Annotated in this window: 22 protein-coding genes and 1 pseudogene; 17 read left to right on the forward strand and 6 right to left on the reverse strand. The window is 34.2% G+C overall.

What is annotated here, in order from left to right; translation table 11 throughout:
* From RPL90_RS03495 to mmuM, 6 genes are all read left to right on the forward strand, one after another.
* Window positions 1–557 (forward strand): PfkB family carbohydrate kinase (locus tag RPL90_RS03495; protein ID WP_313545604.1); only part of this gene is annotated, 557 nt, incomplete at its 5' end.
* A 7-nt stretch (window positions 558–564) separates the two neighbouring features.
* Complete coding sequence (locus RPL90_RS03500; protein WP_313545606.1) at window positions 565–1,188, forward strand: bifunctional 4-hydroxy-2-oxoglutarate aldolase/2-dehydro-3-deoxy-phosphogluconate aldolase; 624 nt, start codon at window positions 565–567, stop codon at window positions 1,186–1,188.
* Between the two features lie 10 nt (window positions 1,189–1,198).
* The gene (dgoD, locus tag RPL90_RS03505; protein ID WP_313545608.1) at window positions 1,199–2,344 is read left to right on the forward strand and encodes a galactonate dehydratase; all 1,146 of its coding nucleotides are present in this window, start codon (window positions 1,199–1,201) and stop codon (window positions 2,342–2,344) included.
* Window positions 2,345–2,355: 11 nt separating this feature from the next.
* Window positions 2,356–3,717 (forward strand): gluconate:H+ symporter, encoded by a 1,362-nt coding sequence (locus RPL90_RS03510; RefSeq protein ID WP_313545610.1) that lies wholly within the window; start codon window positions 2,356–2,358, stop codon window positions 3,715–3,717.
* A 186-nt stretch (window positions 3,718–3,903) separates the two neighbouring features.
* Entirely contained in the window at window positions 3,904–5,241 is a 1,338-nt protein-coding gene (locus tag RPL90_RS03515) for an amino acid permease (RefSeq protein WP_313545612.1), read from the forward strand.
* Complete coding sequence (mmuM, locus tag RPL90_RS03520) at window positions 5,242–6,144, forward strand: homocysteine S-methyltransferase (RefSeq protein WP_313545614.1); 903 nt, start codon at window positions 5,242–5,244, stop codon at window positions 6,142–6,144.
* A 99-nt stretch (window positions 6,145–6,243) separates the two neighbouring features.
* Here mmuM and ggt read toward each other — a convergent pair whose 3' ends face one another.
* From ggt to RPL90_RS03540, 4 genes are all read right to left on the reverse strand, one after another.
* A complete protein-coding gene (gene ggt / locus RPL90_RS03525; protein ID WP_313545617.1) occupies window positions 6,244–8,388 on the reverse strand; it encodes a gamma-glutamyltransferase in 2,145 nt (714 codons plus the stop codon).
* A 134-nt stretch (window positions 8,389–8,522) separates the two neighbouring features.
* Complete coding sequence (locus RPL90_RS03530; RefSeq protein ID WP_313545619.1) at window positions 8,523–10,310, reverse strand: ABC transporter substrate-binding protein; 1,788 nt, start codon at window positions 10,308–10,310, stop codon at window positions 8,523–8,525.
* Window positions 10,311–10,328: 18 nt separating this feature from the next.
* On the reverse strand, window positions 10,329–11,477 hold the full coding sequence (locus tag RPL90_RS03535) for an ABC transporter permease (protein ID WP_313545621.1): 1,149 nt from the start codon (window positions 11,475–11,477) through the stop codon (window positions 10,329–10,331).
* Window positions 11,478–11,481: 4 nt separating this feature from the next.
* On the reverse strand, window positions 11,482–12,906 hold the full coding sequence (locus tag RPL90_RS03540) for an ABC transporter permease (RefSeq protein ID WP_398573849.1): 1,425 nt from the start codon (window positions 12,904–12,906) through the stop codon (window positions 11,482–11,484).
* Here RPL90_RS03540 and RPL90_RS03545 point away from each other — a divergent pair.
* The 6 genes from RPL90_RS03545 (at window position 12,905) to RPL90_RS03570 (ending at window position 19,718) form a co-directional block, all read left to right on the forward strand.
* Window positions 12,905–14,512: an ABC transporter ATP-binding protein gene (locus RPL90_RS03545; RefSeq protein WP_313545625.1), complete on the forward strand. Its 1,608-nt coding sequence runs from the start codon at window positions 12,905–12,907 to the stop codon at window positions 14,510–14,512. The genes RPL90_RS03540 and RPL90_RS03545 overlap by 2 nt on opposite strands.
* Window positions 14,513–14,776: 264 nt before the next feature.
* Entirely contained in the window at window positions 14,777–15,979 is a 1,203-nt protein-coding gene (locus RPL90_RS03550; RefSeq protein WP_313545627.1) for an MFS transporter, read from the forward strand.
* A gap of 64 nt (window positions 15,980–16,043) precedes the next feature.
* Window positions 16,044–16,670, forward strand: coding sequence for a DNA-3-methyladenine glycosylase family protein (locus RPL90_RS03555; protein ID WP_313545629.1), 627 nt, complete (start codon window positions 16,044–16,046; stop codon window positions 16,668–16,670).
* A 187-nt stretch (window positions 16,671–16,857) separates the two neighbouring features.
* Window positions 16,858–17,793, forward strand: coding sequence for an SLAC1 family transporter (locus RPL90_RS03560; RefSeq protein ID WP_313545630.1), 936 nt, complete (start codon window positions 16,858–16,860; stop codon window positions 17,791–17,793).
* Window positions 17,794–17,883: 90 nt separating this feature from the next.
* Window positions 17,884–18,186, forward strand: a complete 303-nt coding sequence (locus RPL90_RS03565) for a monooxygenase (protein WP_313545631.1) — start codon at window positions 17,884–17,886, stop codon at window positions 18,184–18,186.
* A gap of 209 nt (window positions 18,187–18,395) precedes the next feature.
* A complete protein-coding gene (locus RPL90_RS03570) occupies window positions 18,396–19,718 on the forward strand; it encodes an NtaA/DmoA family FMN-dependent monooxygenase (protein WP_313545633.1) in 1,323 nt (440 codons plus the stop codon).
* Window positions 19,719–19,816: 98 nt separating this feature from the next.
* On the opposite strand, the gene RPL90_RS03575 is transcribed toward RPL90_RS03570, so the two are convergent.
* Window positions 19,817–21,268: a SulP family inorganic anion transporter gene (locus RPL90_RS03575; protein WP_313545635.1), complete on the reverse strand. Its 1,452-nt coding sequence runs from the start codon at window positions 21,266–21,268 to the stop codon at window positions 19,817–19,819.
* A 109-nt stretch (window positions 21,269–21,377) separates the two neighbouring features.
* Here RPL90_RS03575 and RPL90_RS03580 point away from each other — a divergent pair, with 109 nt between their 5' ends.
* From RPL90_RS03580 to rbsK, 5 genes are all read left to right on the forward strand, one after another.
* Window positions 21,378–21,920 carry a recombinase family protein gene (locus tag RPL90_RS03580; RefSeq protein WP_313545637.1) on the forward strand — a complete coding sequence of 181 codons (543 nt, stop codon included), beginning with the start codon at window positions 21,378–21,380 and terminating at the stop codon, window positions 21,918–21,920.
* A gap of 195 nt (window positions 21,921–22,115) precedes the next feature.
* Window positions 22,116–23,108: a ribose utilization transcriptional repressor RbsR gene (gene rbsR / locus RPL90_RS03585; protein ID WP_313545639.1), complete on the forward strand. Its 993-nt coding sequence runs from the start codon at window positions 22,116–22,118 to the stop codon at window positions 23,106–23,108.
* Window positions 23,109–23,264: 156 nt separating this feature from the next.
* On the forward strand, window positions 23,265–24,146 hold the full coding sequence (gene rbsU / locus RPL90_RS03590; protein ID WP_313545641.1) for a ribose/proton symporter RbsU: 882 nt from the start codon (window positions 23,265–23,267) through the stop codon (window positions 24,144–24,146).
* A gap of 18 nt (window positions 24,147–24,164) precedes the next feature.
* On the forward strand, window positions 24,165–24,569 hold the full coding sequence (gene rbsD / locus RPL90_RS03595; protein WP_048794277.1) for a D-ribose pyranase: 405 nt from the start codon (window positions 24,165–24,167) through the stop codon (window positions 24,567–24,569).
* Window positions 24,570–24,590: 21 nt separating this feature from the next.
* Entirely contained in the window at window positions 24,591–25,499 is a 909-nt protein-coding gene (gene rbsK / locus RPL90_RS03600; RefSeq protein ID WP_313545645.1) for a ribokinase, read from the forward strand.
* Window positions 25,500–25,545: 46 nt separating this feature from the next.
* Here the strand turns inward: rbsK and RPL90_RS03605 are convergent.
* Window positions 25,546–26,427, reverse strand: a pseudogene (locus RPL90_RS03605) (DMT family transporter).

A 26,427-nucleotide genomic window follows, 5' to 3' on the forward strand; every position in this document is an offset into this window, starting at 1 on the left:
ATTTAACAGGAATTACACCTGCTTTAAGTCAAAATACTTATGAAACAACAATTGAGTTAATAAAAGAAGCTAAAAAAAATAATGTCACTGTTATATATGATCCAAATTATAGGAAAAAGTTATGGGAGCAAAAAGAATTTAAAAATTTTTATATGAAAATAGAAAAAGACGTAGATATATTATTAGCAGGTAGTAGTGAAGCTGAAATTTTATTCGGTAAAAAGCAATATATTGAGATAGCTGAAAATGTACAAAATAAATTATTAGTTATTAAAGATGGTGCTAAAGGTGCATATTTTGCTAGTAAAAATGAAAAAATATTTAAATCAGCATATAAAGTACCAGAAGTAGATCCAGTAGGTGCCGGTGATGCATTTGCAGCAGGTTTGATATATGGGATCCAGACATATGGTATTGATGATATAACAACTATATCGAAATATGCTTTAGGAATGGGCGCAATTGCTACAACAACATATGGTGATTTTTATGGTCTTCCGACTATAAAAGAACTTGAACAATTTTTAAATCATCAAATTAACGATGTAGAGAGGTGACGATGTTATGAATATAAATATTGTTAAAAAGTATAAAATTATTTCAATAATTAGAGGATATAACGTTGAAGATACTATAAAGATTGTTGAGAAATTATACAAGGCGGGCATTAAATTAGTGGAAGTTACGCTTAATTCTCCTGATGCATTAAATTCAATAAAGAAATTAAATGAGCTGTTTGCAGATGATATGTATATTGGTGCAGGGACAGTAATGACTGCTAATGAATGTCAAAATGCAATAGATGCTGGAGCAAACTTTATTATTTCGCCAAATATTAATTCTGAAGTAATCCAATGTACTAAAGAAAACAATGTAATTTCTATTCCGGGCGCTTTAACCCCATCTGAAATAACATACGCTATTAACATAGGCGCAGATATTGTAAAAGTGTTCCCAGTTTCTGAAATGGGAGTTGGATACATAAAAGATATTCGTGCCCCACTTAATGATGTGAAACTATTGCCAACTGGAGGTATAGATAAGACCAATATAAGGGATTATATAGATGAAGGTGCAATTGGAGTTGGAGTAAGTAGTAGCATCGTTAAAGGTGGATTAGATATTAATGATTTATCACTGAATGAAATTGAACAAAAAGCTAAGTCGTTGGTAAAGAAACTTAATTAGGAGGGATAAAATGAAAATTAAAGACTATGAACTATATCAAGTTCCACCAAGATGGTTGTTCTTAAAAATTATTACAGATGAAGGTATTTGTGGGTGGGGAGAACCAGTTATAGAAGGTAAGGCTGAAACTGTTAAGACAGCAGTTATGGAACTAATGGAACAAATAATAGGTAAGGATCCAAGTAATATAGAAGGACTTTGGAATCAAATGTACCGTTCATCATTTTATAGAGGAGGTCCTATTTTGATGAGCGCGATTGCTGGTATAGATCAGGCGTTGTGGGATATTAAAGGTAAATATTTAAATGCACCTATACATCAGTTATTAGGTGGAAAAGCACGTGAAAATATTAAAGTATACTCATGGATAGGTGGAGATAGACCGACAGAGGTAGCATTAGAAGCACAAAAAGTAGCGGATAAAGGTTTTACAGCAATAAAAATGAATGCAACAGAAGAATTACAGTATATAGATAGCTTTAGCAAAGTTCAAAATGTTGTTGAGAGAGTAAGTGCAATTAGAAATAAAATGGGTGACGATTTTGGAATTGGCATAGATTTCCATGGCCGAGTTCATAAACCAATGGCTAAAGTTTTATTTAAAGAATTAGAAAATTTAAATCCATTATTTATTGAAGAACCTGTTTTGCCAGAACATAATGATACTTTGAAAAATTTATCGCATTATGCAATACCAATAGCTACAGGAGAAAGAATGTACTCACGTTATGATTTTAAAAAAATTTTGGCTGATGGATATGTGGACATAATTCAACCAGATTTATCACATGCAGGAGGTATTACTGAATGTAAGAAAATTATATCTATGGCAGAATCTTATGATATAGCAGCAGCACCTCATTGTCCTTTAGGTCCTATAGCACTTGCGGCTTGCCTACAGGTAGATGCAACATGTCATAACACTTTTATTCAAGAACAAAGTTTAGGTATTCACTATAATAAAAGTAATGACTTATTAGATTATGTAAATGATAGATCAATTTTTGAATATGATAATGGGGTTGTAAAAATACCCAATGGACCCGGATTAGGTGTTGAAATTAATGAAGAATATGTTAAAGAACGTGCTAAAGAAAGTCATAATTGGAAGAATCCTATATGGAAACATAAAGATGGGTCGATTGCCGAGTGGTAGGGGGTATATGAATGGGTTTAATGAGTGTTATTTTAAGTGTCGTAGTTAGTGTAGCAATTTTACTCATATTAATTATTATTTTGAAATTAAATACTTTTGTATCATTGATTATCACTTCAATTATCGCAGGAGTATTTTTAAAAATACCTTTTGAAAAAATTATGGAGATTGTTGAAAATGGTATAGGAGACACATTAGGTCATATTGCTTTAATTTTTGGACTTGGCGCCATGCTTGGTAAATTATTGGCCGATGGGGGAGGAGCTAATAGAATTGCTGAAACACTTATTTCTAAATTCGGTGAAAAATATACACAATGGGCAATCATAGTAGCTTCTTTTATTGTAGGTATTGCATTATTCTTGGAGGTAGGTTTGGTATTACTGATACCATTAGTATTTACAATTGCTAACAAATTAAGGGTATCACAATTGAAAATTGGAATGCCGATGATGGCTGCATTATCAGTAACTCATGGCTTTTTACCTCCACACCCAGGGCCTACAGTTATTGCAAAAGCTCTACACGCAAATATTGGAGAGGTTTTGCTTTACGGTATAATTATAGCAATTCCTGTCGCTATTATATCTGGACCAGTATTTTTAAAAGCTGCATCAAAATTATCTCCTACTGCATTTAATAGAGAAGGAGATATCTCAGAATTAGGTTCTCAGAAAGAATTTAGTGAAGAAGAAATGCCTAGTTTTAGAATAAGTGTACTAACTGCATTATTACCAGTCATTTTAATGTTGTTATCTACAATTTTACAGCTAGTAACTGGTCAAGAAGATAGTCATGGTAGCAACTTTATAGAAAACTTTATTTACTTTATTGGTACAGCTGGAACAGCTATGGTTATTTCAGTAGTATTCGCCATATTTTCCATGGGATTATTAAGAGGTAAAAATATTATAGATACTATGGAATCAATAACTCAAGCGATATATCCAATTGGAATGATGTTGTTAATTATTGGTGGCGGAGGTGCCTTTAAACAAATATTAATAGATGGTGGTGTTGGCGATGTTATTAAAGACAGTTTTACAAATACTACAATATCTCCTCTACTATTTGCTTGGATAATAGCAGCAGTATTAAGAATTGCATTAGGTTCTGCTACCGTTGCTGGCATATCAACTACAGCAATTATCTTACCTATTTTACAAAATTCGGATACAAATGTTGCGCTCGCTGTTTTAGCGATAGGAGCAGGTAGTTTAATTTTTTCACATGTTAATGATGCTGCATTTTGGATGTTTAAAGAATATTTTGGTTTGACTATTAAAGAAACTTTTTTAACCTGGTCCTTGTTGGAGACTGTTCTGTCTGTTTCAGGTATTATTTTCATTCTGTTTATAAGTATATTTGTATAAATTAGTTATGATTCTGGTTATTTCAATATTAATGTATAAATAACCTGAACTTTTAAAATAATTAAATTGCAAAATAAATTCTCAATCGCTATCTCTAAATAAATCACGTATACAACCCTTCATTGACGAAATTTTCAGAAATATATAAAATATATACTTATATTCTTTAATTTAATGGGGGACGTAATGGAAGAGCAAAATTTTAAGCGTGCGATGAAGTCGCGCCATATTATGTTATTAAGTTTTGGTGGTGTTATTGGGACAGGTCTATTTTTAAGTTCCGGTTACACTTTGCAACAAGCTGGCCCGCTTGGTACGGTGCTGTCTTATGTTGTTGGAGCAATACTGGTCTACCTTGTTATGTTGTGTTTAGGCCAACTTGCAATTAAACACCCTGTTACAGGAGGATTTCATGTCTATGCAGCTAGATATTTACATCCCTCAATTGGTTATGTTGTGGCTTGGTTTTATTGGTTGTGTTGGACGGTAGCACTTGGCTCGGAATTCACGGCGGTAGGGCTATTAATGCAAAAATGGTTTCCAGATATGCCAGTGGCTATATTTTCTGCAGTTTCAATAATATTTATTTTAATCTTCAATATTATTTCGACACGTTTTTATGCCGAAGTCGAATTTTATTTCTCATTAGTCAAAGTGTTAACAATTATCGGATTCATCGTGCTAGGTATTTTAGTCATAGTTGGATTGATTCATTACGATGGCTATAAAGGTGCTGATACGATAGTAAATCGCTTTACAAATCCCGTATTCCCTCACGGTATAGGTTCTGTGTTTTTAACAATGTTAGCAGTGAACTATGCATTTAGTGGTACTGAATTAATCGGTATCGCTGCAGGAGAAACGGAAGAACCGGAAAAGGTTATACCAAAAGCCATTAAAGCTACGTTATGGCGCTTAGTTGTATTCTTTATTGGGACAATGGTTATTATTTCGGTTTTAATTCCGAGTTACCAAGGTAAATCTCTAAAAAGTCCGTTTGTAGTTATTTTACAAAATATCGGTGTACCTTACGCTGGTGATATTATGAACTTAGTTATTATAACGGCGCTACTTTCTGCGACTAATTCTGGTTTATATGCGGCTAGTCGTATGATATGGAGTTTATCAAATGAAGGAACGATGCCTAAATGGTTAGGCAAATTAAATCGTTTTCGTATGCCGGTAAGGGCAACGATGTTTAGTATGATTGGTGGCCTGCTCTCATTATTATCAAGTATTTATGCGGCTGATACACTTTATGTCGTATTAGTGTCGTTAGCAGGTTTTGCGGTGGTTGTGGTTTGGATGAGTATTTGTGCTTCTTACTTCCAAGCGAAGCGTATCGATAAACAGTTAAATATTCATATTGGCATTCCGATTGCAGGTTTTATATTATGCCTTATTTCATGCATCGGCATGCTATTTGATACTAACCAAGCACCGGCCTTATATTTCGGTGTACCTTTCGCAATTATAGCGATAATCTTTTATTTCATTAAATATCATAGAAAGGGAGAGGTATAAGTGCGCCTATTAGATAAATTAACTCAACAAGGACCGATTGTGTTAGATGGGGGTTTGGCAACGACATTAGAAAGTTATGGTTGTAACCTAAATACGTCGTTATGGTCTAGTGAAGTATTACGAACAGAAGTTGATAAAATTCAACGCGCACATCAGGATTTTACAAATGCTGGCGCGGATATTGTTTTGACGAGCACATATCAAGCGAGCTTTCCTACTTTTAAGGAAATTGGATTGTCTGACAGTGATATTTCAAAGTTATATGATAATGCCGTAGATAGCGTTAATGCTGCGACACATAATGAACAAGTTATAGTAGGGAGTTTAGGACCTTATGGTGCGTATTTAAGCGATGGCTCAGAATATACGGGTACATATAACTTAACTGCCGACGATTACTATCAATTTCACTATCAGAGAATTGAGGCGTTAATAAACCGAGATATTCATGATTTTGTGTTTGAAACGACACCTTCGTTTTCAGAAATTAAAGCACTTGTGGAGACAATAATTCCTAAATACAATTCAACAAATACATTTTGGATTTCGGTTACTATTAATTCAGACGGTGACTTATCTGATGGTACACCTTTTGAAAGGGTTGTAGATTATATAAAGCAACATAAGGATACAGTGTCTGTATTTGGTATTAATTGTTCTAAAGTTAGCGCCGTAAATAAAGCTATAGAGAAGGGCTTGCTTAGTTTACCTCAGCATATCGCAATATATCCAAATGGTGGTGCAATTTTTAATGCTGAGACGAAAGCGTGGTCAGATGATGGTGAGCATGAACAATTATTCACAGTTATGCCACAATGGATTGATCAAGGTGTTAAGGTTGTTGGAGGATGTTGCCAAGTAAGGCCGCAAGACATTGCAAGAATATCTAAGACGGTTAAGTAGGTTATTCAACATAAAATAGTTAGTTTAAATCATTTTAAAAGCGACAAGTGGGTATCAAAAGCAGTAGGCTTAGATACATTTACTTGTCGCTTTTTTGTGCTATCTTGTAATACTATCTTTATCATAACGATAATATGCTGCTGCATCTTCATCAATGCGTTGCTCAGCGTTTTTGCTAAGATAAAGGTCACTATCTATCATGTTTATCGAGTAGTTAAGATGTTTGGCTAAAGGTATTAATTGAATATATGCTTGGTTAGTAAAACGTCGAATATAGTTATTACAAGTTGTATTATTATTGTTGTCGTTATTAAAAATATGGGCTAGAGGCAAATCATCTTTAACATCAAATGCAAAGGCATGTTCAGCTATTGTCATATCTAGCCAATAAATATTGTCTTCTTGAAAAGTTTGAAACTTACGTAAAGGTAAGGCGACGTTATTGATATAAATGTTAAAGTCTGGAACGTCATAAGTTGCTAGTTGTGGTGCCTGGCTTCGTTTAACGTAGACATTACCACCCATTACTGTACCTTCACGTGTGTCATCGGCGCCACCAGTAACGAATACTTGAAGTGGTGTAGTGTTTGTGTTTCCTACACTGCTTTTAGAATAGTTATGTTGGTCACTATTAATCTTCGAATGACTATCAGTATCATTATTTTTACCGTTACTGTAATCAAATCTTAAGCCATGGACATCACCGATATAGGCTTCAGGTTTGCGCTCCATGGCATGCCCTTTATTGATAAGTTCTAAAATAGTACTTTGGCTAAATTGTGGCTCCCATTCAATACGTGATGGATTACTACTGTATATACGTGGTTCATTTATAGCTTGTTGAATTGACATATCAAAATCTAAGACATTGATTATCGTTTGAACCACACAAGCAATAATACTAATGGCACCTGGAGAGCCGACCTCCATAAAAGGTTTAGCATCTTTCATGATTAACGTAGGCGTCATACTGCTGATTGGACGCTTGCCGGGTTCTATTTCATTAATGCCACCCTTGACCACATCGAAGTCATTCATTGTCGTATTAAGCAGTAAGCCATAACCTGGAACAGTAATACCTGAGCCATAAATCATACCTACTGATGTAGTGAATGACGCAACATTGCCGTAACGATCCGTCACGGAATAATGTGTGGTTTCAGTGTGTTGTTCGTCTATATTCGTATTAGATTGCTGATCACCAAAGATGCCGTGGTTAATATTAAAATTTGCATACTGGCTTTGAATGTTGTTACTGCGATTTTTTAAATAATCTTCATTTAGTAGTTCGCTAATTGGTACGTTATGGAAAGTATTGTCCGTACTGTATTGCGCGCGATCGCTATAAGCTAAATGCATTGCCTGTATTAAGGTGTGAAGATATTGTGTTGAGCGACTCCCCATATCTTTTAGATTAAATTGTTCCATCATTTTTAAAATTTGTAGCACGGTAATACCGCCCGAACTTGAAGGCCCCATAGTATAGATATCAAAGCCACGATAATTAGCAGTAACAGGTGCTTTGATTTGAATATCATAATTGTGTAAATCTTCTAATGTCATTTGGCCGCCAGCTTGATTTGTTGCTTGTACGATTTGTTTGGCAATGTCACCGTGATAAAAAGCATCAAAGCCGTTATCACGAACGTATTCAAAGGTCTTTGAGAGTGCTGGTAGTCTAATCCAGTCACCTTCATGAAAATAATTACCTTCAGAATTAGTGTAAGTTGCATAAGTTTCAGGATATTTTTTAATACGTTCGATTTGATGCCATGAATATTTTTGCGTTGCCCAATTTGCAAGGTGGCCTTCTTGTGCGAGCTTAATAGCTGGATTGATTAGATTAGCTAATGAGAGTGTTGCATAATTGTTCATTAAGTAATCAAATAGTTTCGGAATACCTGGGATTCCTATGGCTGAACCACGAGTGCTAAGGTCAAAGAATGATAGAGGGTTGCCATCTTTATCTAGATAAAATTCAGTATCTACATGGCTGGGCGCAGTTTCGCGAGCATCAAATGTAGTTACTTGTTGCGTAGCATGATCATAGTATAATAAATAACCACCTCCGCCTAATCCAGACATGTAGGGTTCAACAACGTTTAGTATACATTGAATCGCGATTACGGCATCGATAGCAGTACCTCCTTGGTCGAGGATGTCTTTACCTACTTTGGCTGCGATAGGGTGTGATACTGAAATTAGGCCCTCTGCTGATGCTGTAATGTCAGATTGATTTTCCATATGATGACCTCCTGTGTCTGTTTCAAGTTTGAATGAGCACGATAGTAAACTATAGACGCTGTTACAAACGCTATTTAGCTCTCACAATTGTATGCGAGCAAAATTAGAATTGAGCGCATTTGATACTAATGACGTTAATCTTGGGATTTATCCATCATTTTTTGCGCATCGTCTAAATCTCTTTGTTGCTTATTACCTGTATTTAGTAAAGGTGTGACAGGTGATGCAATATTAAACTTATCGCCACGGTAAAATTTTATATATTGTTGTTGATCGACGGCATCGACGACCGCACGACGCAACTCAGGATGTTTTTTGAAAGTACCATGTTTAATATTGGTTAATAAGAAGACAGACTCGCTACCCATTTTGCGTTTAATTGTTAAATTATCATCTGATTTAATTAAGTCGAAATTTTTCTGATCTACATCAGATAACACGTCGACGGAATGATTTCTTAATTCAGATAAGGCGCTGTCTGGGTCGTCATTAAATCTTAAGGCAATATTTTTGATAGGGGCAGGGCCATAGTTGTCTTGCTCGCGTTCATTAAATCCTGGGTTACGTTCAAATGATGCCTGGTAATTTGTCTTCTTAGTCATGATATAAGGACCACTTGCATATAAACTATTTTTGCCACTATCTTTCGTTGGTATGGTACTTGGGTCACCATAGGGTTTGTCATTGTTATTATTATTCATCGCAGTCACATGGGATTTAGATAATATACCTGCAGATGAATGTGTAAGGTAGTTAACCTCTTTTGGCATTGATTGATCTGTGGTGATTTTAACGACTTGATACTTACCATCTTTGTTATTAACTGCTGCATCATTATTAGTTAATGATTTAACATCTAGCTTTTTATCTTTATTTAACGTATCCCAAACGCTATTATTATTTGAGGTTTTCGTGTCTTTTAATTCACTTATATTTGATACTTTAGCAATATTATTAATGTGCGAATGCATATTGTAAGTCGTATTATCTGGAACTGAATTTTTATCACGCGCACGATCTAATGAAAACTTGACGTCGTCTGCTGTTACACGTTCATTCGTTTTTTCGGCTTTACCATTTTGTACTTTCGCAAAGTAATCATCGTCTCTTAACAAGAAATAAAAGGCTGTATGGTCTTTGTTTGTCGCATAACTATGACTAAGCGATCCTTTAGTTGTGATGCTATTATCTTTATCCAATGTTAGTAGACGTGTATACATGTTCATATCTATGCCATAGACAGATGGTGCAATCGAACGTATTGGATCCAGTGATTCTAGTTCACTGTCTTCTTGAGAAATAACAAGAGGTCGTTTTTCACGCTTTTGTTTATTATTGTAATCAAAACTTTGCCAGAAAAGTGCACGTGATATAGGTAACATCACTTGCTTAGGATTGATTACGTGACTATCAAAAACTAGATTTTTTTTAGAACCGTATAATGGTGTTAAATAACCTTCTTTAAAAACAACTTCATCTTCTAATTGTTTATACGTCTTTTTAGCTTTGCTATCTGTTTCTTGAGAAGCTTTATTTAATAATTTATCCACGTGTTTATCGCTAAGTAAACTATTAGAACCACCCGTTTTGAAAAGGGCACTGACAGAGTAATTTGGGTCACCAAAAACCGTAGTCCAATCATCTATAGCAATATCATAGTTTCCAGCTTCACGTTGTGAACGGAAACTACCATAGTCAGGTTGTATATTCATTTTTACATTAAAACCAGCATCTTCTAATTGTGCTTTGGCAATATTCATTTCATTTTCGTATGATGATTGACCTAGAAAACTTATAGTTGGGCGTTTACCTTTAACTTCAACTTTATGTTCTTTTTTAGGTAAATCAGACTTTGTAGGTACACTGCAAGCACTTAAAGTTAGTGTCGCAATTAATGTGACAGTTGCCAATCTTTTCTTCAAAATGTCATCCCCTTTCGCTTATTGAACTTTTGGATCAAGTGCGTCACGTACAGCATCGCCAATAAAGTTAAAGGCAAGAACGAGTAACATAATACATAACCCAGGAAATATTGCGAGGTTACTATGTGTTTCAAGGTAAGTGCTACCTGTACGTAATATATTGCCCCATTCAGGTACTTCTGGCGCCACGCCAAGACCTAGGAAGCTTAAACCACTTGTTGTTAATACGACCGCGCCTATATTTAATGAAAAACGTATAATGATAGGGGCTAAAGCATTTGGGAAAATATAACTCCATAGTATACGTGGTGTTTGTTCTCCTGAAATAATGGCAGCTTCAACGTACTCAGTACGTTTAACTTCTAATACATTCGCACGCATAGTACGAGCAAAAGAAGGAATATTACCAATGCTTAAGGCGATGATTAAATTGGTCGTACTTGCACCAAATGATGCGATAATTGCAACTGCTAACAGTAATGAAGGAATCGCAAAAAATACATCGAGAATTCTCATAATGCCATTGTCTGCTTTAGTGAAGTAACCAGCAAGCGTGCCTAAAAGCATGCCAAATATCACTGCAATGATAACCGATACGATCGATATAAAGAACGTTAATTTTGCACCTGCAATGATACGCGTGAATAAGTCACGTCCAAAATCATCAGTTCCAAATGGATGTGCCCAACTCGGATTTTGCAATAAAGCATTAAAGTGATTTTGCGTTGCTAATGACGTATCAAATGTAAAAATAGAAGTGATTGATAAGGTCAACATATAAACCAAAATTACCGTACCAATAAGTGCAATTTTATTTTGGCGTACTTTATAAATGAAATTTTCCCAACTATTATAAATACCATATTTTGATGTTTGTTCATTGCGCAAAATCGTGATGAACATAAGCAATGAAAAAATATTTCCAGTACAAGTAGTTATAAGAAGGAACAGGTAAACTAACAAGCGTATTATTGAATTTGTCTGCCATTTTGAATAGGATAAGCCGATACATAATGTTAATAAAGTTACTACAATAAGTATCGTTTCACCCAAGTAAAATCCATCTGCGACATAGCCTTTAAACATATTGATACATGTAGTTAATATTACTAGTATAAATGTGACTACTGAGAGTAAAGTGAAATATTTTAATGTTTGTTGTTTCATAGCGTTACTCCCTTTCCTTAATTTCACTACGTATTTTTGGATCTACAATAGCGTAAAAAATATCTATCGCAAGGTTAGCTAGCGATATAACAATAGAAATATATACTACACCGCCCATAATGGCTGGAATGTCTGGTATAAATTGTTTTTGAACGATATAACGACCGATACCATTAATGTTAAAGACTTGTTCTGTTACCGCAACGCCCCCTAATAAATCGGCTACGAGTAAGCCAATCAATGTGATGATAGGAATAATGGCATTTTTTAAAATGTGTCGTGTAATAACTTGTTGCGATGACAACCCTTTGGCATAAGCAGTCATAACATAGTCATTGCGCATAACTTCTAATACAGATGAACGTGTCATACGTGTAATAGAAGCGGCTACAGCAGTACCTACCACAATCACTGGCAAAATAAGTGTTAATGGGTTATTTGGCATATAAGATGGCGGTAAAATGTCTAACTTTAACGAGAAGGCAAGTATAAAGATTAAACCTTGCCAGAAATTGGGAATGGATAAACCTATTAATGCAATTATCATTAAAATGACGTCTAACCATGTGTTACGCTTAATTGCGCTAATAATACCAATAGGAATGGCAATAACAATCGCAATGATTAATGAAATTAAAGCAATGAGTAAAGTAACAGGAATACGTATGAAAATAGCATGAATAACGTTTTCGTTACCTTTATATGATGTTCCTAAATCGAAGGTGAATACGCCTTTAATGGCATTCCAAAGTTGTGCTAAATAGGATTGGTCAAGGTTATGGCTAGCATTAAATTGATGTACTTGATCTTTTGTTGCTTCTGGGCCCAAAATGCTATAAGCTGCATCCAATGGTGAGAGATATAGTATTGTAAAAACAACAAAAATAACGCCTACGATAACGAATAAAGCCATTACGAAACGTTCAAAAATATATCTTACAATTGGATTTAAATAAAAGCATAATAAAATAAATAGCGGGAAGGCACAAATAACTTTGATAACTGGGAATCTGCCAGTTAATATAGTTGTGTAATATGATACAAAGTCATTTGTAGGCTGCTTATTATTATAACGATACCGATGATTATAAATGCGTTGAGCTTCTTTCCTAAGCTTGGTATCATTTTTGTCTTGTTTTAAATAACTATATTTCTTTTTTAAAGCTGCTACAATTGAATTGAGTTCTGATTGTTGCACGGTACTTACATGTTGTTTACCTTGAATAAAATATTTAATTACAGCATAAATAAATAACGGTAAACTTAAAATTGAAAAAATTATACGGTAAAAATATTTACCATATAAGGGCTTGAAAGCGTGACGAAATGGTTGCACAAAATTCACCTCTTGTAAGTTAAAGTCGACTAGATTAATATGATATACAAGTATAGTTGAAAAATTACGTTTTGTGAATAGGGGTGTTTGAATGACGTATTTATTAGAAGTAAATCATCTGGGTATATCGTTCGATTATGACAATAGAAGTGTCGAAGCGGTTAAGGATGTGAGCTTTAATTTAGAAAAGAGAAAAATACTTGGTATTGTTGGGGAATCTGGTTCAGGCAAAAGTGTTACGGCAAAGTCAATTATGAAATTATTGCCTGATTATCCTAACCACACAATTTCTGGTGAAATTTTATTTGATGGTGAAGATATTAATAAACTAAATCGTAAACAAATTCAGCAATATCGTGGTAAAGATGTAGCGATGATATTCCAAGACCCTATTTCTTCACTAAATCCAAGAATGGCAATTGGAAAGCAAATTACAGAAGTGATTTTTCAACATAAGAAAATATCTAAAAGCGCAGCTAAAAAAATGGCTATGGATATTTTAGAAAAAGTAGGTATTCAAAATCTAGAGCGTAATTTTAATGCTTACCCTTATGAATTTTCTGGTGGTATGCGTCAACGTGTCATGATTGCCATGGCTTTAGTTCTCGAACCACGTGTATTAATCGCTGACGAACCGAATACTGCGTTAGATGTAAGTACACAAAATCAACTGTTAGAGTTAATGAAATCATTATATGAACATATAGAAACATCAATTATTTTTATTACTCATGATTTAAGTGTAGTCTATCAGTTTTGTGACGACATGATTGTGATGAAAGAGGGCGCAGTTGTTGAACGTGGCGATGTTAAATCTGTCTTTGATAATCCACAAAATGCGTATACACAACGATTAATTGATGCTATACCAGATTTGCATGCACCGAAACAACCACGAAGTAACATAAGTGACGAAACGATATTAACCTTTGATCAAGTATCGGTTGATTATCCAGCTTCGAAAGGTCAAAGGTTTAGAGCAGTGAATGATGTATCTATCAATATACGAAAAGGCGAATCACTTGGTATAGTTGGCGAATCTGGCTCAGGTAAATCTTCTTTAGCAAAGACGGTTGTAGGTTTGAATGGAGTATCTGAAGGAGCTGTGTGGTATAAAGGGTTACCATTACATTTATTTAGACAAAGCGAAATGACGAGCTTAAGAAAAGAAATTCAAATGATTTTTCAAGATCCATATGCCTCTATTAACCCACGTTTTAAAGTGATAGATATTATAGGACGACCGCTTAAAATACATGGCTATATAAATAATAATAAAGATTTAAAGACACAAATCATTACGTTATTGGAAAAAGTAGGATTAGATGAATCTTATTTATATCGTTATCCTCATGAGTTATCAGGTGGACAAAGGCAACGTGTCAGTATAGCACGTGCTATTTCGATAGAACCTGAGGTTATTGTGTGTGATGAAGCAGTTTCTGCATTAGATGTATCAATTCAACAAGAAATTATTCAATTGTTGAAACGACTACAAGAAGAAATGAATATGACCTATATTTTTATTACACATGATATGGGTGTGATTAAAGAAATGAGCGACCGTATCGCCGTGATGCAACAAGGGCGAGTCGTTGAGTTAAATGATGCTGAAAGTGTTATTGAAAATCCACAGGCCGATTACACACAACGCTTATTATCTGAAGTGCCTACAGTGCCTTCAAGACATGCGAAATAGATTAGCTAGTTATAGAGTGTATTAAGCATAAAGATAGAGATACAAACTTTAATAAACAAACTTGGTTTAACAATTGAGTAAATAGTAAATTTAATATTATGAATGAGAATGGTCGTTTTAAATTTGAAGCGATCATTTTTCGTTATTTAAAACACATAATAGATATTAGAACTTCAAATTTGTGTATGCTGTATTTTCAATCAGAGACGTTGAATTACAAATAGCGTAGTGAAATTTCAATTTTTTAATAAGGAGAAATGACCATTGGATAATCAAGATAATACAAATCGTATATTAAAGTTGGGTTTCGTTGGTGCGGTATATGCTTTTATGATTGTTATGATGGGGACTACGCTGCCGACGCCACTATACCCGCTGTATAGTAATATATTTCAATTATCCCCATTAATGATTACTGTTATTTATGCCGTATATGCAGTAGGTGTTATCGGAGGATTACTAGTATTTGGACAGTTATCAGATCGTATTGGCAGACGTTATGTACTTATTCCTGGCATTATCCTGTCTATTATCAGTGCAATCGTCTTTCTATTTGCGTCAAACGTAGGTTTATTACTGTTAGGGAGAGTTGTTTCTGGTCTTTCTGCGGGCTTATTTACTAGTACGGCTACAACAACCATTGTGAATTTAGCACCTGACGAGAAAAAGAACCAGGCCTCAACCATTGCAAGCAGTGTTAATATGTTAGGTCTAGGTTTTGGGCCATTACTTTGTGGTGTGCTCGCTCAATATCTTCCATACGCGTTACATTTAGTCTTTATTGTCGATATTGTGTTATTAATACCGGCATTTATTGGTATTTGGTTGATGCCAGAACCTATCAAAGATAAACAAAGTTTTCGTATTAAAGTTCAAAAATTGAGTGTTCCTAGTAACATTAGAGGGACATTTATTTATGCAGTAATACCAGTGTTTGTAGGATTTTCAATGCTAGGTCTATTCACGGCGATATCTCCCAATTTCTTAGGAGAAATCTTGAATATTCAAAACAAAGCAATTATTGGATTAACAGTATTTTTAGTATTCTGTGCTTCCACAGTCGGTCAATTATTATTCAAACAAAAATCAGACTATAGTGTGCTGATGTTAGGTAGTGGGACATTGATCGTAGGTGTTATTTTAGTAGGTATTTCATTGCTACTTAGTTCATATGTCTTATTACTCATAGGGGCAATTGTTTCAGGATTAGGTCAGGCGTTTAGCTTTCGTGCAGGCTTATCCACGGTAAATAGCGTGTCGCCACAAGACAAACAGGCTGAAATCACTTCAACGTTCTTTACGATTGCTTATATAGCGATTTCCATTCCTGTAGTAGGTGTAGGGTTATTACAATTAGGACTTTCTATTCAAGGTGCCGGTCTTACATTTAGTATTATTGTCGTGCTACTCGCAATTATTTCGCTAGTGTTATTACTGTTAAATCATAAAAATACGCAGCAAGAATAAGGACGAATAGATATGATACTATTCGCTATATAATTCTAATGTTAAAACGTGAGGTGGTGAGTCGATGAACACAACTTGGCAAATTTCAAAACAAGATCAACGTGTGCAACAATTAATGCGTAAAGACGCTATACTCGCATCCTTTATCGAAGACATTGGAGACATAGAAAGAAATTTACGTCCTGATCCATTGAAGTCAATTGTTAGATCGATAGTAGGTCAACAAATATCTGTTAAAGCCGCAGTAGCTATTTTTGACAGGTTAACTCAAAAGATAAATGATGATTGGTCAGTAGATACGATTAGTAAATTAACGGAAGAAGATATGGTTGAGATAGGCTTGTCTAAACCTAAACAAAAATACCTCAGTAATCTTATTGAACATATTAACGAGAATGAACTCGAATTTAGTCAATTTGATAAATTAAGAAATGAAGCAATTATCAAACAATTAACTGCCGTTAAAGGTATTGGAAAATGGACGGCTGAAGTATTTCTAATTTTTACGATGCAAAGAGAAGACGTCGTACCCATTGACGATGTTGGATTACAGCGTGCAGCAAAGCATTTATACAAAGTGCCAGATGACAATGGCAAAGAATTATTGAAAAAATGCCAAATTACTTGGGGTGACCAAGCAACAATTGGTTGTCTATATTTATGGGCATATATTCATAAATACAATATTTAAAGAGTACAAATAGATAATTTCAAAATCTGGATTTCATTATTACTCCCGTTCGGTTTATACTTATATAAAGTATCGATATGGGAGTTTTTTATGTATAAAAATCGACTTTTTTAAATCACTTTTATACAAACACATGTATTTTACATGAATAAAACACAATATTATTAACAACGAAAGGTTCATGAGTATGTTTAAAAAAGCATTAGCACGGTTGCCAATAGCTATATCTGGGTTAGCGCTGGGTAATATGGCTCTAAGTAATTTGTTTTACCATTTAAATTTATCATTATGTGGATTAGTATGCTTTATTATTTCCTGGGTAATTCTTATCTTAGTTTTTATAAAGTGGATTGTTATGCCACAAATGTTTATAACAGAACTGAAAAATGTAAATACATTTGCTATATTGCCTACCATACCAATGACGATCATGTTAATGTTGTTTATTATGAAAAATGACTTTTTAATCAAGTCGCAGCAAGTAGATATTCTCTGGTACGTTGCTATTTTATTACATATTATTTTTATTATTATATTTGTAGGATTTTATGCGTTTAGAAATTACAAAGCACGACCAAACACGAGCTGGTTTGTTATGTTTGTAGGTATTGGCGTGATCGGGGAAACATCACCGGCATTTAATAGTAGTGTAGGTTTGATAGCAACGATGTTAGGCTCGTTGTTTTTAATCGCCATTCTTATATATGTATTAATATCTAAAACGTGGCAAACTTATAATCAAGAACAATATCCAATGGTGATCATAGTAAGTGCCCCAGCAGCATTATGCTTGAATGGTTATATATTAAATCATTCAACTTATTCAACTACGTATGTGGTTAGCTTTATTATATTATCGCAACTGTTGTTCGTATTTTCATTGCTATTTTTCCCAACAATTTTTAAAAGAGGATTTAAAGTGTCTTTTTCAGCATTAACTTTCCCGTGGGTAACGACAGCTGCATCACTATATAATATCTCGCAAAAAATTAATTTCAATGATATTTTAGAATTATTATTCAGTATATTGTCTTACGTTGAAATTATTTGGGCCACACTTATCGTTATTTATGTAACTTACAAATATTTAGTGTTCTTAACTGCTAAGCATGAAAGTAGATAATTGCTAGTTAAGTAAATATTAATGTGAGCGTCGAAAAACTTATTTTAAAAGGAATGTTATATGATTTATTTATATAAGGGAGAGATGAATATGGCGTATATTTTACAAGTAGATTTTCCTTTTGACGGGCCATTTGAGCCTAACGTTCCCGAAGAAATGAAATCTTTAGCACACTCTATTAATAAAGAACCTGGATTTTTATGGAAAATTTGGACCGAAAATCCTGAAAACGAAGAAGCGGGCGGTATTTATGCCTTTGATAGTGAAGCACATGCACACCAATACCTAGCAATGCATAGTGAACGTTTGAAACAAATGGGTGTTTCATCAATTAATAGTAAAATCTTCAAAGTTAATGATACTTTAACCGAAATTAATAAAGGAACGTTATAAATTAATTACAACTTAATAACCAAATTAAAGTGAAGCGTCGATTGTTTATAAATTACGCTTCTTTTTTATAAATTCACAGATAAAATAACGCGAATTTTAAAATATATAAAATAGTTTTTCTAAATGATTCCAAAATAAAAGGATAAATGATGAATAGTTTTGTTATACTTTTGTTAATCAAATTTTTTATAGACAAAAGGGGGAGCACAATGTCTAAAGAAATGCATTTAACAGCTCTAGTTTATAGTACAGGTTTACATCCAGATTCATGGCGTCTGCCCAATTCTCACGTTGAAGAGCTTGGGAGTATTGATTTTCAAATAAGGATGGCTAAATTAGCTGAACGAGGTAAGTTAGATGCTTTCTTTTTGGGTGATGGTCAATATATCTCAGAAGAAGGTACAGGACAAATTTCCTATTATTTTGAACCAATAACTGCTTTAGCTGCAATTTCTCGAGAAACAAAAAATATTGGTCTAGTAGCGACGATTTCATCGTCTTTTTATGAACCCTATTTAGCTGCACGAATGTTATCGAGTTTGAATCAAATATCTCAAGGGCGTATTGGTGCTAACATTGTTACATCACAATTCGATGTTGAAGCTCAAAATTTTTCCATGGATAAGTTACCACCACTTGAAGAAAGATATCACCGTGCAAACGAATTTATTACAGTTATGAAAAAATTGTGGTGGTCTTTTAATACGGGTGCAATTATTAATGACAAAGAAGCTGGTATCGGTTTGGATAGTAATCAAATAAAGGCAATTAAGCATACTGGCGAACATTTCCAAGTGAATGGTGCAATTAATATACCTACATCTGAATATGGGAGACCAATGTTATTTCAAGCGGGGACGTCTATGCCAGGTAGAGACATAGCAGCACGTCACGTAGAAGGGGTGTTCTCTATTGCGTGGAATATGCGAGATGCTAAGGACTTTAGAGAAGATATGCATTTGCGTGCAATCAAAGAAGAACGTACTGCACCGCTTGTGTTACCCGGTTTAACCGTTTATGTTGATGAGACATATGAGAAAGCATATGCTTTAAAACAAGAACTGGATCAATTTGTTTCATTAGAGAATAGGAAAAAACGTTTATCCAAAGCGATAGGACGAGATATTACTAATTGGGAAATGGGTGAACGCGTTCCTAATTTACCACCTTATGAAGAAGTACAACAAAAAGTGGTGAAATCATTTTATATTGCCGTGAGAAATGCTGTTGAAACTGAAGAATTAACATTGAGGGAATTACTCGAACGTTTCTCAACATGGGTAGGCCATAAAACGATTGTAGGTACACCTGAAATGGTTGCCGACGAAATGATCGACTGGTTCAAGGAAGGTGCGTGTGGTGGCTTTACATTAATGCCACCTACATACCCTGATTTATTTGAAAAGTTCATTGATCTCGTTATCCCAGTTCTACAAGAGCGTGGTGTCTTTAGAAAAGATTATGAACACGTAACGTTAAAAGGGCACCTGGGATTGATGGAGCGTGAGGAAAAAATTAAAAGTCGATTATAGATTTTAGAGTTTCTAAGTAACAAAAGAGTCACAAACTAATCGTTTGTGACTCTTTTAATATTAATGTATGCAATCCACGTTTATAAACACAATATTTATTAAGTTAAATGAGTTTCATTTAATTTACTTAATTCTGAGATGATTTTGTGGCTATCTGAATTTAAGTTTTTAACATAAACGGTATTATTACCGTCTTCAAATTTTTCTACGATGGTATCTATAGCATCTACGGCTGAATCATCCCATAAATGAGCTTTCGAGAAATCTAATTCTACAATACTATTACTTATATTGAAATCAAGGTGATTCATTATAGAATCAATGGATACGAAGAATATTTGACCATCGAAAGAAAAACGTTTCATTGCACCTAAGTCCTCATAATCGATATGAACTTTCGATATTTTAGTAGCAAAAAACAATGCGCTAAATATTACGCCTACAACTACACCAATTGCTAGATTATGTGTCATTAAAACAATAATAACTGTTAATATCATGACTACGGCATCTGTCTTAGGTGCATTTTTAATAAATTTAAATGACTTCCAATCGATTGTACCAATAGAGACCATCACCATAATACCAGCTAATATAGGCATTGGTATTTGGACAACGAGGTCACCAAGCACGATAATCATAAAAATAAGTAATACGCCTGCTGTAAAGGTAGATAGTCTACTATTAGCACCTGATTTAACATTAATAACGGATTGTCCAATCATTGCACAGCCACCCATGCCACCAAAGAAACCGGTAACAATATTAGCGATACCCTGTCCACGAGATTCTCTGTTTTTACTACTATAAGTGTTCGTTGCGTGATCAACGATTTTGGCAGTTAATAAACTTTCAACGAGACCGACGATAGCCATTGATAATGAATAAGGGAAGATGATTTTAAATGTTTCCAAATTAAAAGGCACATTAGGTATTAAAAAGTGAGGTAATGTTTGTTTAATAGTCCCTAAATCACCAACAGTTCTAACGTTGGCACCTGTGTACATATAAATCGCCGTTAATATAATGATAGCTATTAAAGGTGCTGGAATTGCTTTGAAAAATTTTGGAACGATGTACACGATAAGTAATGTAACAAGCACATAAATATATGTAGCAATAGAAATACCAAAGATATGTTCAATTTGAGACATAAATATCATGATGCCTAATGCATTTACGAAACCAATCATTACTGAGCGGGGAATGAATTTCATTAGTCGGCCAACTTTGAGTACGCCTAACAATAATTGTATTAACCCCATTAAAATTGTAGCAGCAAATAAATATTCTACACCATATGCTTTAACTAATGGTGTCACTATTAAAGCAACTGCACCAGCGGCACCTGAAATCATAGCCGGTCTGCCACCAACAATTGCGGTTACACTTGCAATAATAAAGGCCGCATATAGACCGATCATAGGATCTACGCCAGCAATAATAGAGAATGCGATGGCTTCAGGTATTAAAGCTAAAGCTACGACTGTCCCTGCAAGTATATTTTTTCCTGGTTGGTTAAACCATTCAAATTTAAGCTTTTCTAGCATAATCCATACTCCTCTCAAAAACATCTAACAAAGTATATCACAATAGTTTCATATTGACACCCCTTTTTGATACTGTATGATATAATTCTAGCAAAGGTGGTGTAAGGCGATGAAATATGGTTATATCAGACCTGTCACGATAAATGACAGCCTAGAAGAACAGGCAGAAAAATTATCTTTACATACAAATAATATCCATGAAGAAAATCATGCTAAAAATAAAAATAGAGCTAAATTAAATGAATTATTGGATTCAATTTTACAAACTGAAGACGTATTATACGTGACTGATTTATGTATTCTTGCAGATTCTACGAAACATTTAACTGAACTATTAGATTATCTTTTAGCCAACAACATTAGTCTGCACGTCATTAACTTAGATAAGGAGATTTCGAGTTCTTATAATGAGTCATTCATAGATACACTACATCACATAGTTGAATTTCAACGCGACATTGTTAAATTTAGAACGCGTTTAGGTATCGAAGATTATACAATGAAAGGCAATAAAGTTGGTAGACCAAAACGTGATGATAAGAACCTTAAGGAAGCCGTCGATATGTATATGAGTAAAAAGTTCACCTTAGACGAGATTAAAGAAAAGACAAATATAAGTAGAGCTACTTTATATAGACATCTAGATAGATAAGTAGCGTATAACTATTTTTTAAATTAAGCTATACTTGATTCAAAGTAAATTAAGTATATACTCGCGACCTGCATCTACAATTGGTGTAGGTTTATACATTTAGCTATTTTATTGTATACATATACATTGGTTCATAGCCATAATGTGATAAACTTAGTATTAAAACATGTTTAGCAATACAAGGGGTAATGAATCATGAAAAAAGTCTCTATAAAAGATGTAGCCAGGGAAGCGGGCGTCTCAGTGACTGCTGTTTCGCATATATTAAATGATAATAAGCAACGTTTTTCGCAGGCTACAATAAAAAAGGTGTTAGATGCCAGGGAACGCTTGGGTTACATACCGAATAAAAATGCACAACAATTGCGTGGGATTAAAACGAAATTGATTGGCGTATTGTTGCCAAGTTTAACGAATCCGTTCTTTTCTACCATTATGCAAAGTATGGATCAACATAAACCGGATGATGTCGAGATTATATTTTTAACAACCATTAATAAAGGGCTAGAAGAAAATATTAAGCATTTAGTAGAACATGGCGTAGACGGTTTGGTTATAGGTCGTTTCATAGACGAACCGGAAAGTTTAAACGCATATTTAACTAAACATAAAGTGCCGTACGTAGTGTTAGACCAAAGTGAGGACAATGGTTTTACGGATATTATTAGAACGAATGAACATGAAGGTGGACAGTCAGCCGCAAAGCATTTAATAGACTGCGGTCACACTAACCTTGCAATTATACAACCTTATGAATTGATGGCTAACATGAAAGACAGAATTAATGGATTTGAGCAGTATTGTGATATGCATAATATTTCTGCCCCTAAAAAAATAGATACAGAATTATCAAAACTTGGTGGTAAAAATGCTGCCAATCAACTGATTAGCGATGAAGTGACTGGTGTCTTCGCCATAAATGATGAAATTGCTATTGGTGCCATACGTGCATTAATCGATAATGGATTGTCAATTCCTGGTGATATATCAATAATTGGTTATGATGATATTGATTTTGCTCAATATATGAACCCAGCTCTAACTACAATTGCCCAACCTATGGATGACATTGGTAAAGTTGCATTAAAACTTATACTTGAAAAAGTAGATGGACTAAGTAGTAAAACAGAGAAAATTGAATTACCTACTCAATTAATAGTACGAGAAACTACACAAAGCCTCAAATAAGCATTGCCCTGAAAGTTAATTTAACTTTTAGGGCTTTTTGTATATAAAAATTTAAAAAGAAAGCGTATACATTTTCAGAAAGAAGTGTTATATTTTAGTAAAACGTTTTACTTAATTACAAAATTTACTTTTACTAAATATAGAGAGGTGTAAGAAATGAACGTAGTAGCATTATTGATTGGGTTAGGACCATTAATAGGTTGGGGGTTATTTCCTACCATTGCTTCAAAATTTGGCGGTAAACCTGTAAATCAAATTATCGGAACAACGATAGGAACTTTAATTTTTGCTGGTGTCTTTTATTTATCTACAGGACATAGCTTTCCAACGGGAATGGATTTATTTTTCGCAATTTTATCAGGTGCTGGATGGAGTTTCGGCCAAATTATGACTTTTAAAGCTTTTGAGTACATAGGTTCATCAAGAGCGATGCCAGTAACGACAGCTTTCCAATTATTAGGTGCTTCACTTTGGGGCGTCTTTGCTTTAGGAAATTGGCCTGGAATTTCTCATAAAATTATTGGTTTTAGTGCTTTAATCGTTATTTTAATTGGTGCACGTATGACGGTATGGAGTGAGAAATCCGAAGCGACGAGCAATAATTATTTGAAAAAAGCAGTCGTTATTTTACTAATTGGGGAAATTGGTTACTGGTTATACTCTGCAGCGCCTCAAGCGACTGATATTGGTGGTAAAGCAGCTTTCTTACCACAGGCTATCGGTATGGTTATCGTAGCGGTTGTTTATGGATTGATTAATATGAAGAAAGAAAATGCTTTTACTAATAAGATTACATGGTTGCAAATTATTTCAGGTTTCTTCTTTGCATTTGCAGCATTAACTTATTTAATATCAGCGCAACCAGATATGAATGGCTTAGCTACTGGTTTCGTACTTTCTCAAACTTCAGTCGTGTTAGCAACACTAACTGGTATCTATTTCTTAAACCAACGCAAAACTTCAAAAGAAATGGTTATAACTATCATTGGCTTAGTCCTTATCTTAGTAGCAGCAACAGTGACTGTGTTTATTAAATAATAAGTAGGAGCGATAACTATGAAAAAAACAGAAATGCTTAACAGTAATGTATCCAAAGCAATTGCTACAATTGGTCATTTTGATTTATTAACAATTAACGACGCAGGTATGCCAATACCTAATGATGACAGAAGAATTGATTTAGCAGTGACAAAAGAATTACCATTATTTATAGATGTACTGAAAACTGTTCTAGCAGAAATGAAAATACAAAAAATTTATTTAGCAGAAGAAATTAAAACTCAAAATGCTCAGCAATTAAAACAAATTAAAGCATTAATCGAAGATGATGTTGAAATTGAATTTATTCCACATTCAACAATGAAAGAATATCTTAGCCATCCATTGAATAAAGGAAATATACGTACTGGAGAAATCACACCATTTTCAAATATTATTTTAGAATCTAACGTTACATTTTAAAATCAAGGGAGAGAATTATTTATGACAAATAAAGTAGTCGTTTTAGGATCAACAAATGTGGATCAATTTTTGTCAGTTGAACGTTATGCAAAATCGGGAGAAACGTTACATGTTGATAATGCACAGAAAGCTTTTGGCGGAGGAAAAGGTGCTAACCAAGCGATAGCTTCAGCGCGATTGAACGCACAAACTACCTTTATTTCTAAAGTAGGTAAAGATGATTTAGCTAACTTTATGTTTGATGATTTCAAAGAAGCTGGCATTAATACGCAATATATTTCAAAATCTGACACTGCCGACACAGGGCAAGCTTTTATCACGGTTGATGCTGAAGGTCATAACACGATATATGTATACGGTGGGGCTAATATGGCTATAACACCGGAAGACGTAAATACGGCAAAAGTCGAGATTGCACAATCAGATTATGTCGTTGCTCAATTAGAGGTTCCTGTGGATGCGATAATCCAAGCTTTTAAAATTGCTAGAGAAGCTGGCGTTACGACGATATTAAATCCAGCACCTGCAGAAACTTTACCAGAAGCATTATTGTCGTTAACCGATGTGATTATACCTAATGAATTTGAAGCCGCAATATTATCAGGTATTTCTGTTGATGATAAATCATCAATGGAACAAAATGCGAAGTACTTTTTAGAATTAGGCATAAAGGTAGTCATTATTACGATAGGTGAGCAGGGAACTTATTATGCTGTAAAAGATGATTCTGGATTTGTCGAAGCATATAAAGTCAATGCGATAGATACAACTGCAGCAGGTGACACATTTATCGGTGCATTTGTCAGCAAGTTTAATATGAATGACTTAAATTTAACTGAAGCCATCGATTATGCAAATAAAGCAGCATCAGTTACAGTACAGCGTAGTGGTGCCCAAGCATCAATCCCATTAGCTAAAGAAGTACAATAATTAATAAACCTCCTGTCACTAAAGCAAAGTGAGTCAGGAGGTTTTTTTAATTATTATTAGATTTGAGTGCTACCATAGAAACACCAATTAATGTAATAATACCACCACCAATTACAATTAATGTTGGTATTTCTCCTAACAATACATAGGCTAACAAAATTGATACTGCAGGCGTTAAATAGAGTGAAATTGTCGCGTCAGAAACACCTGTTTTTTGAATTGTAAATGCTAATGCAAAATATGGAATAACGGTAGGAAAAATACCAAGGTATAGTACTGCTAAAAGTGAAGTTGTGCTTGCTGTTTGAATTTCATTATAACTACTTGGCAAAAAGAAAAGCATAAAAATAGAACCTGACACTATGGCATATATTGTAAATGGTATAAACCCATATTTATCTAAGTACCTTTTTTGAAAAACGAAGTAAACACTTTCACCTAAAGAAGCGAACAAGATTAAAATAACTCCGATTACAACTACAGTTATTTTGTTCTCATTGCCTATAGATATTAATACGACCCCTAGGAAAGCAATTATTGATCCTCCCCAAGCTGATTTTGAAAATCTTTCTTTTAAAAAGAGTATAGCAAGTAACGCTGAAAAAATAGGTGTAGTTGAAACTAGTAAACTTGCAATTCCAGCACTTACTTAATACTCACCAATACTTAATGACGTATGATAGACAGTAAAGCCACAAAAACCTAATAGTAAGATAAAGGGAATGTCTTTTAGATGTGGTAAAGGCACTTTTTTGATGATTCCGATTATACATAATAATAATGAACCTATTATTAAACGCAACGCTGATAAATGTTCCGCTTTAAAATCTTGTAACGCTAATTTTATGATTGGGAATGCAGAAGCCCACAAAAATATAGTTACACCGAAAGCAAAAAGGATAGATTTACTAATTTTAATATTATGCAT

Origin of the sequence: Staphylococcus kloosii (assembly GCF_032139365.1) — a bacterium.
GTDB lineage: Bacteria > Bacillota > Bacilli > Staphylococcales > Staphylococcaceae > Staphylococcus > Staphylococcus kloosii_A.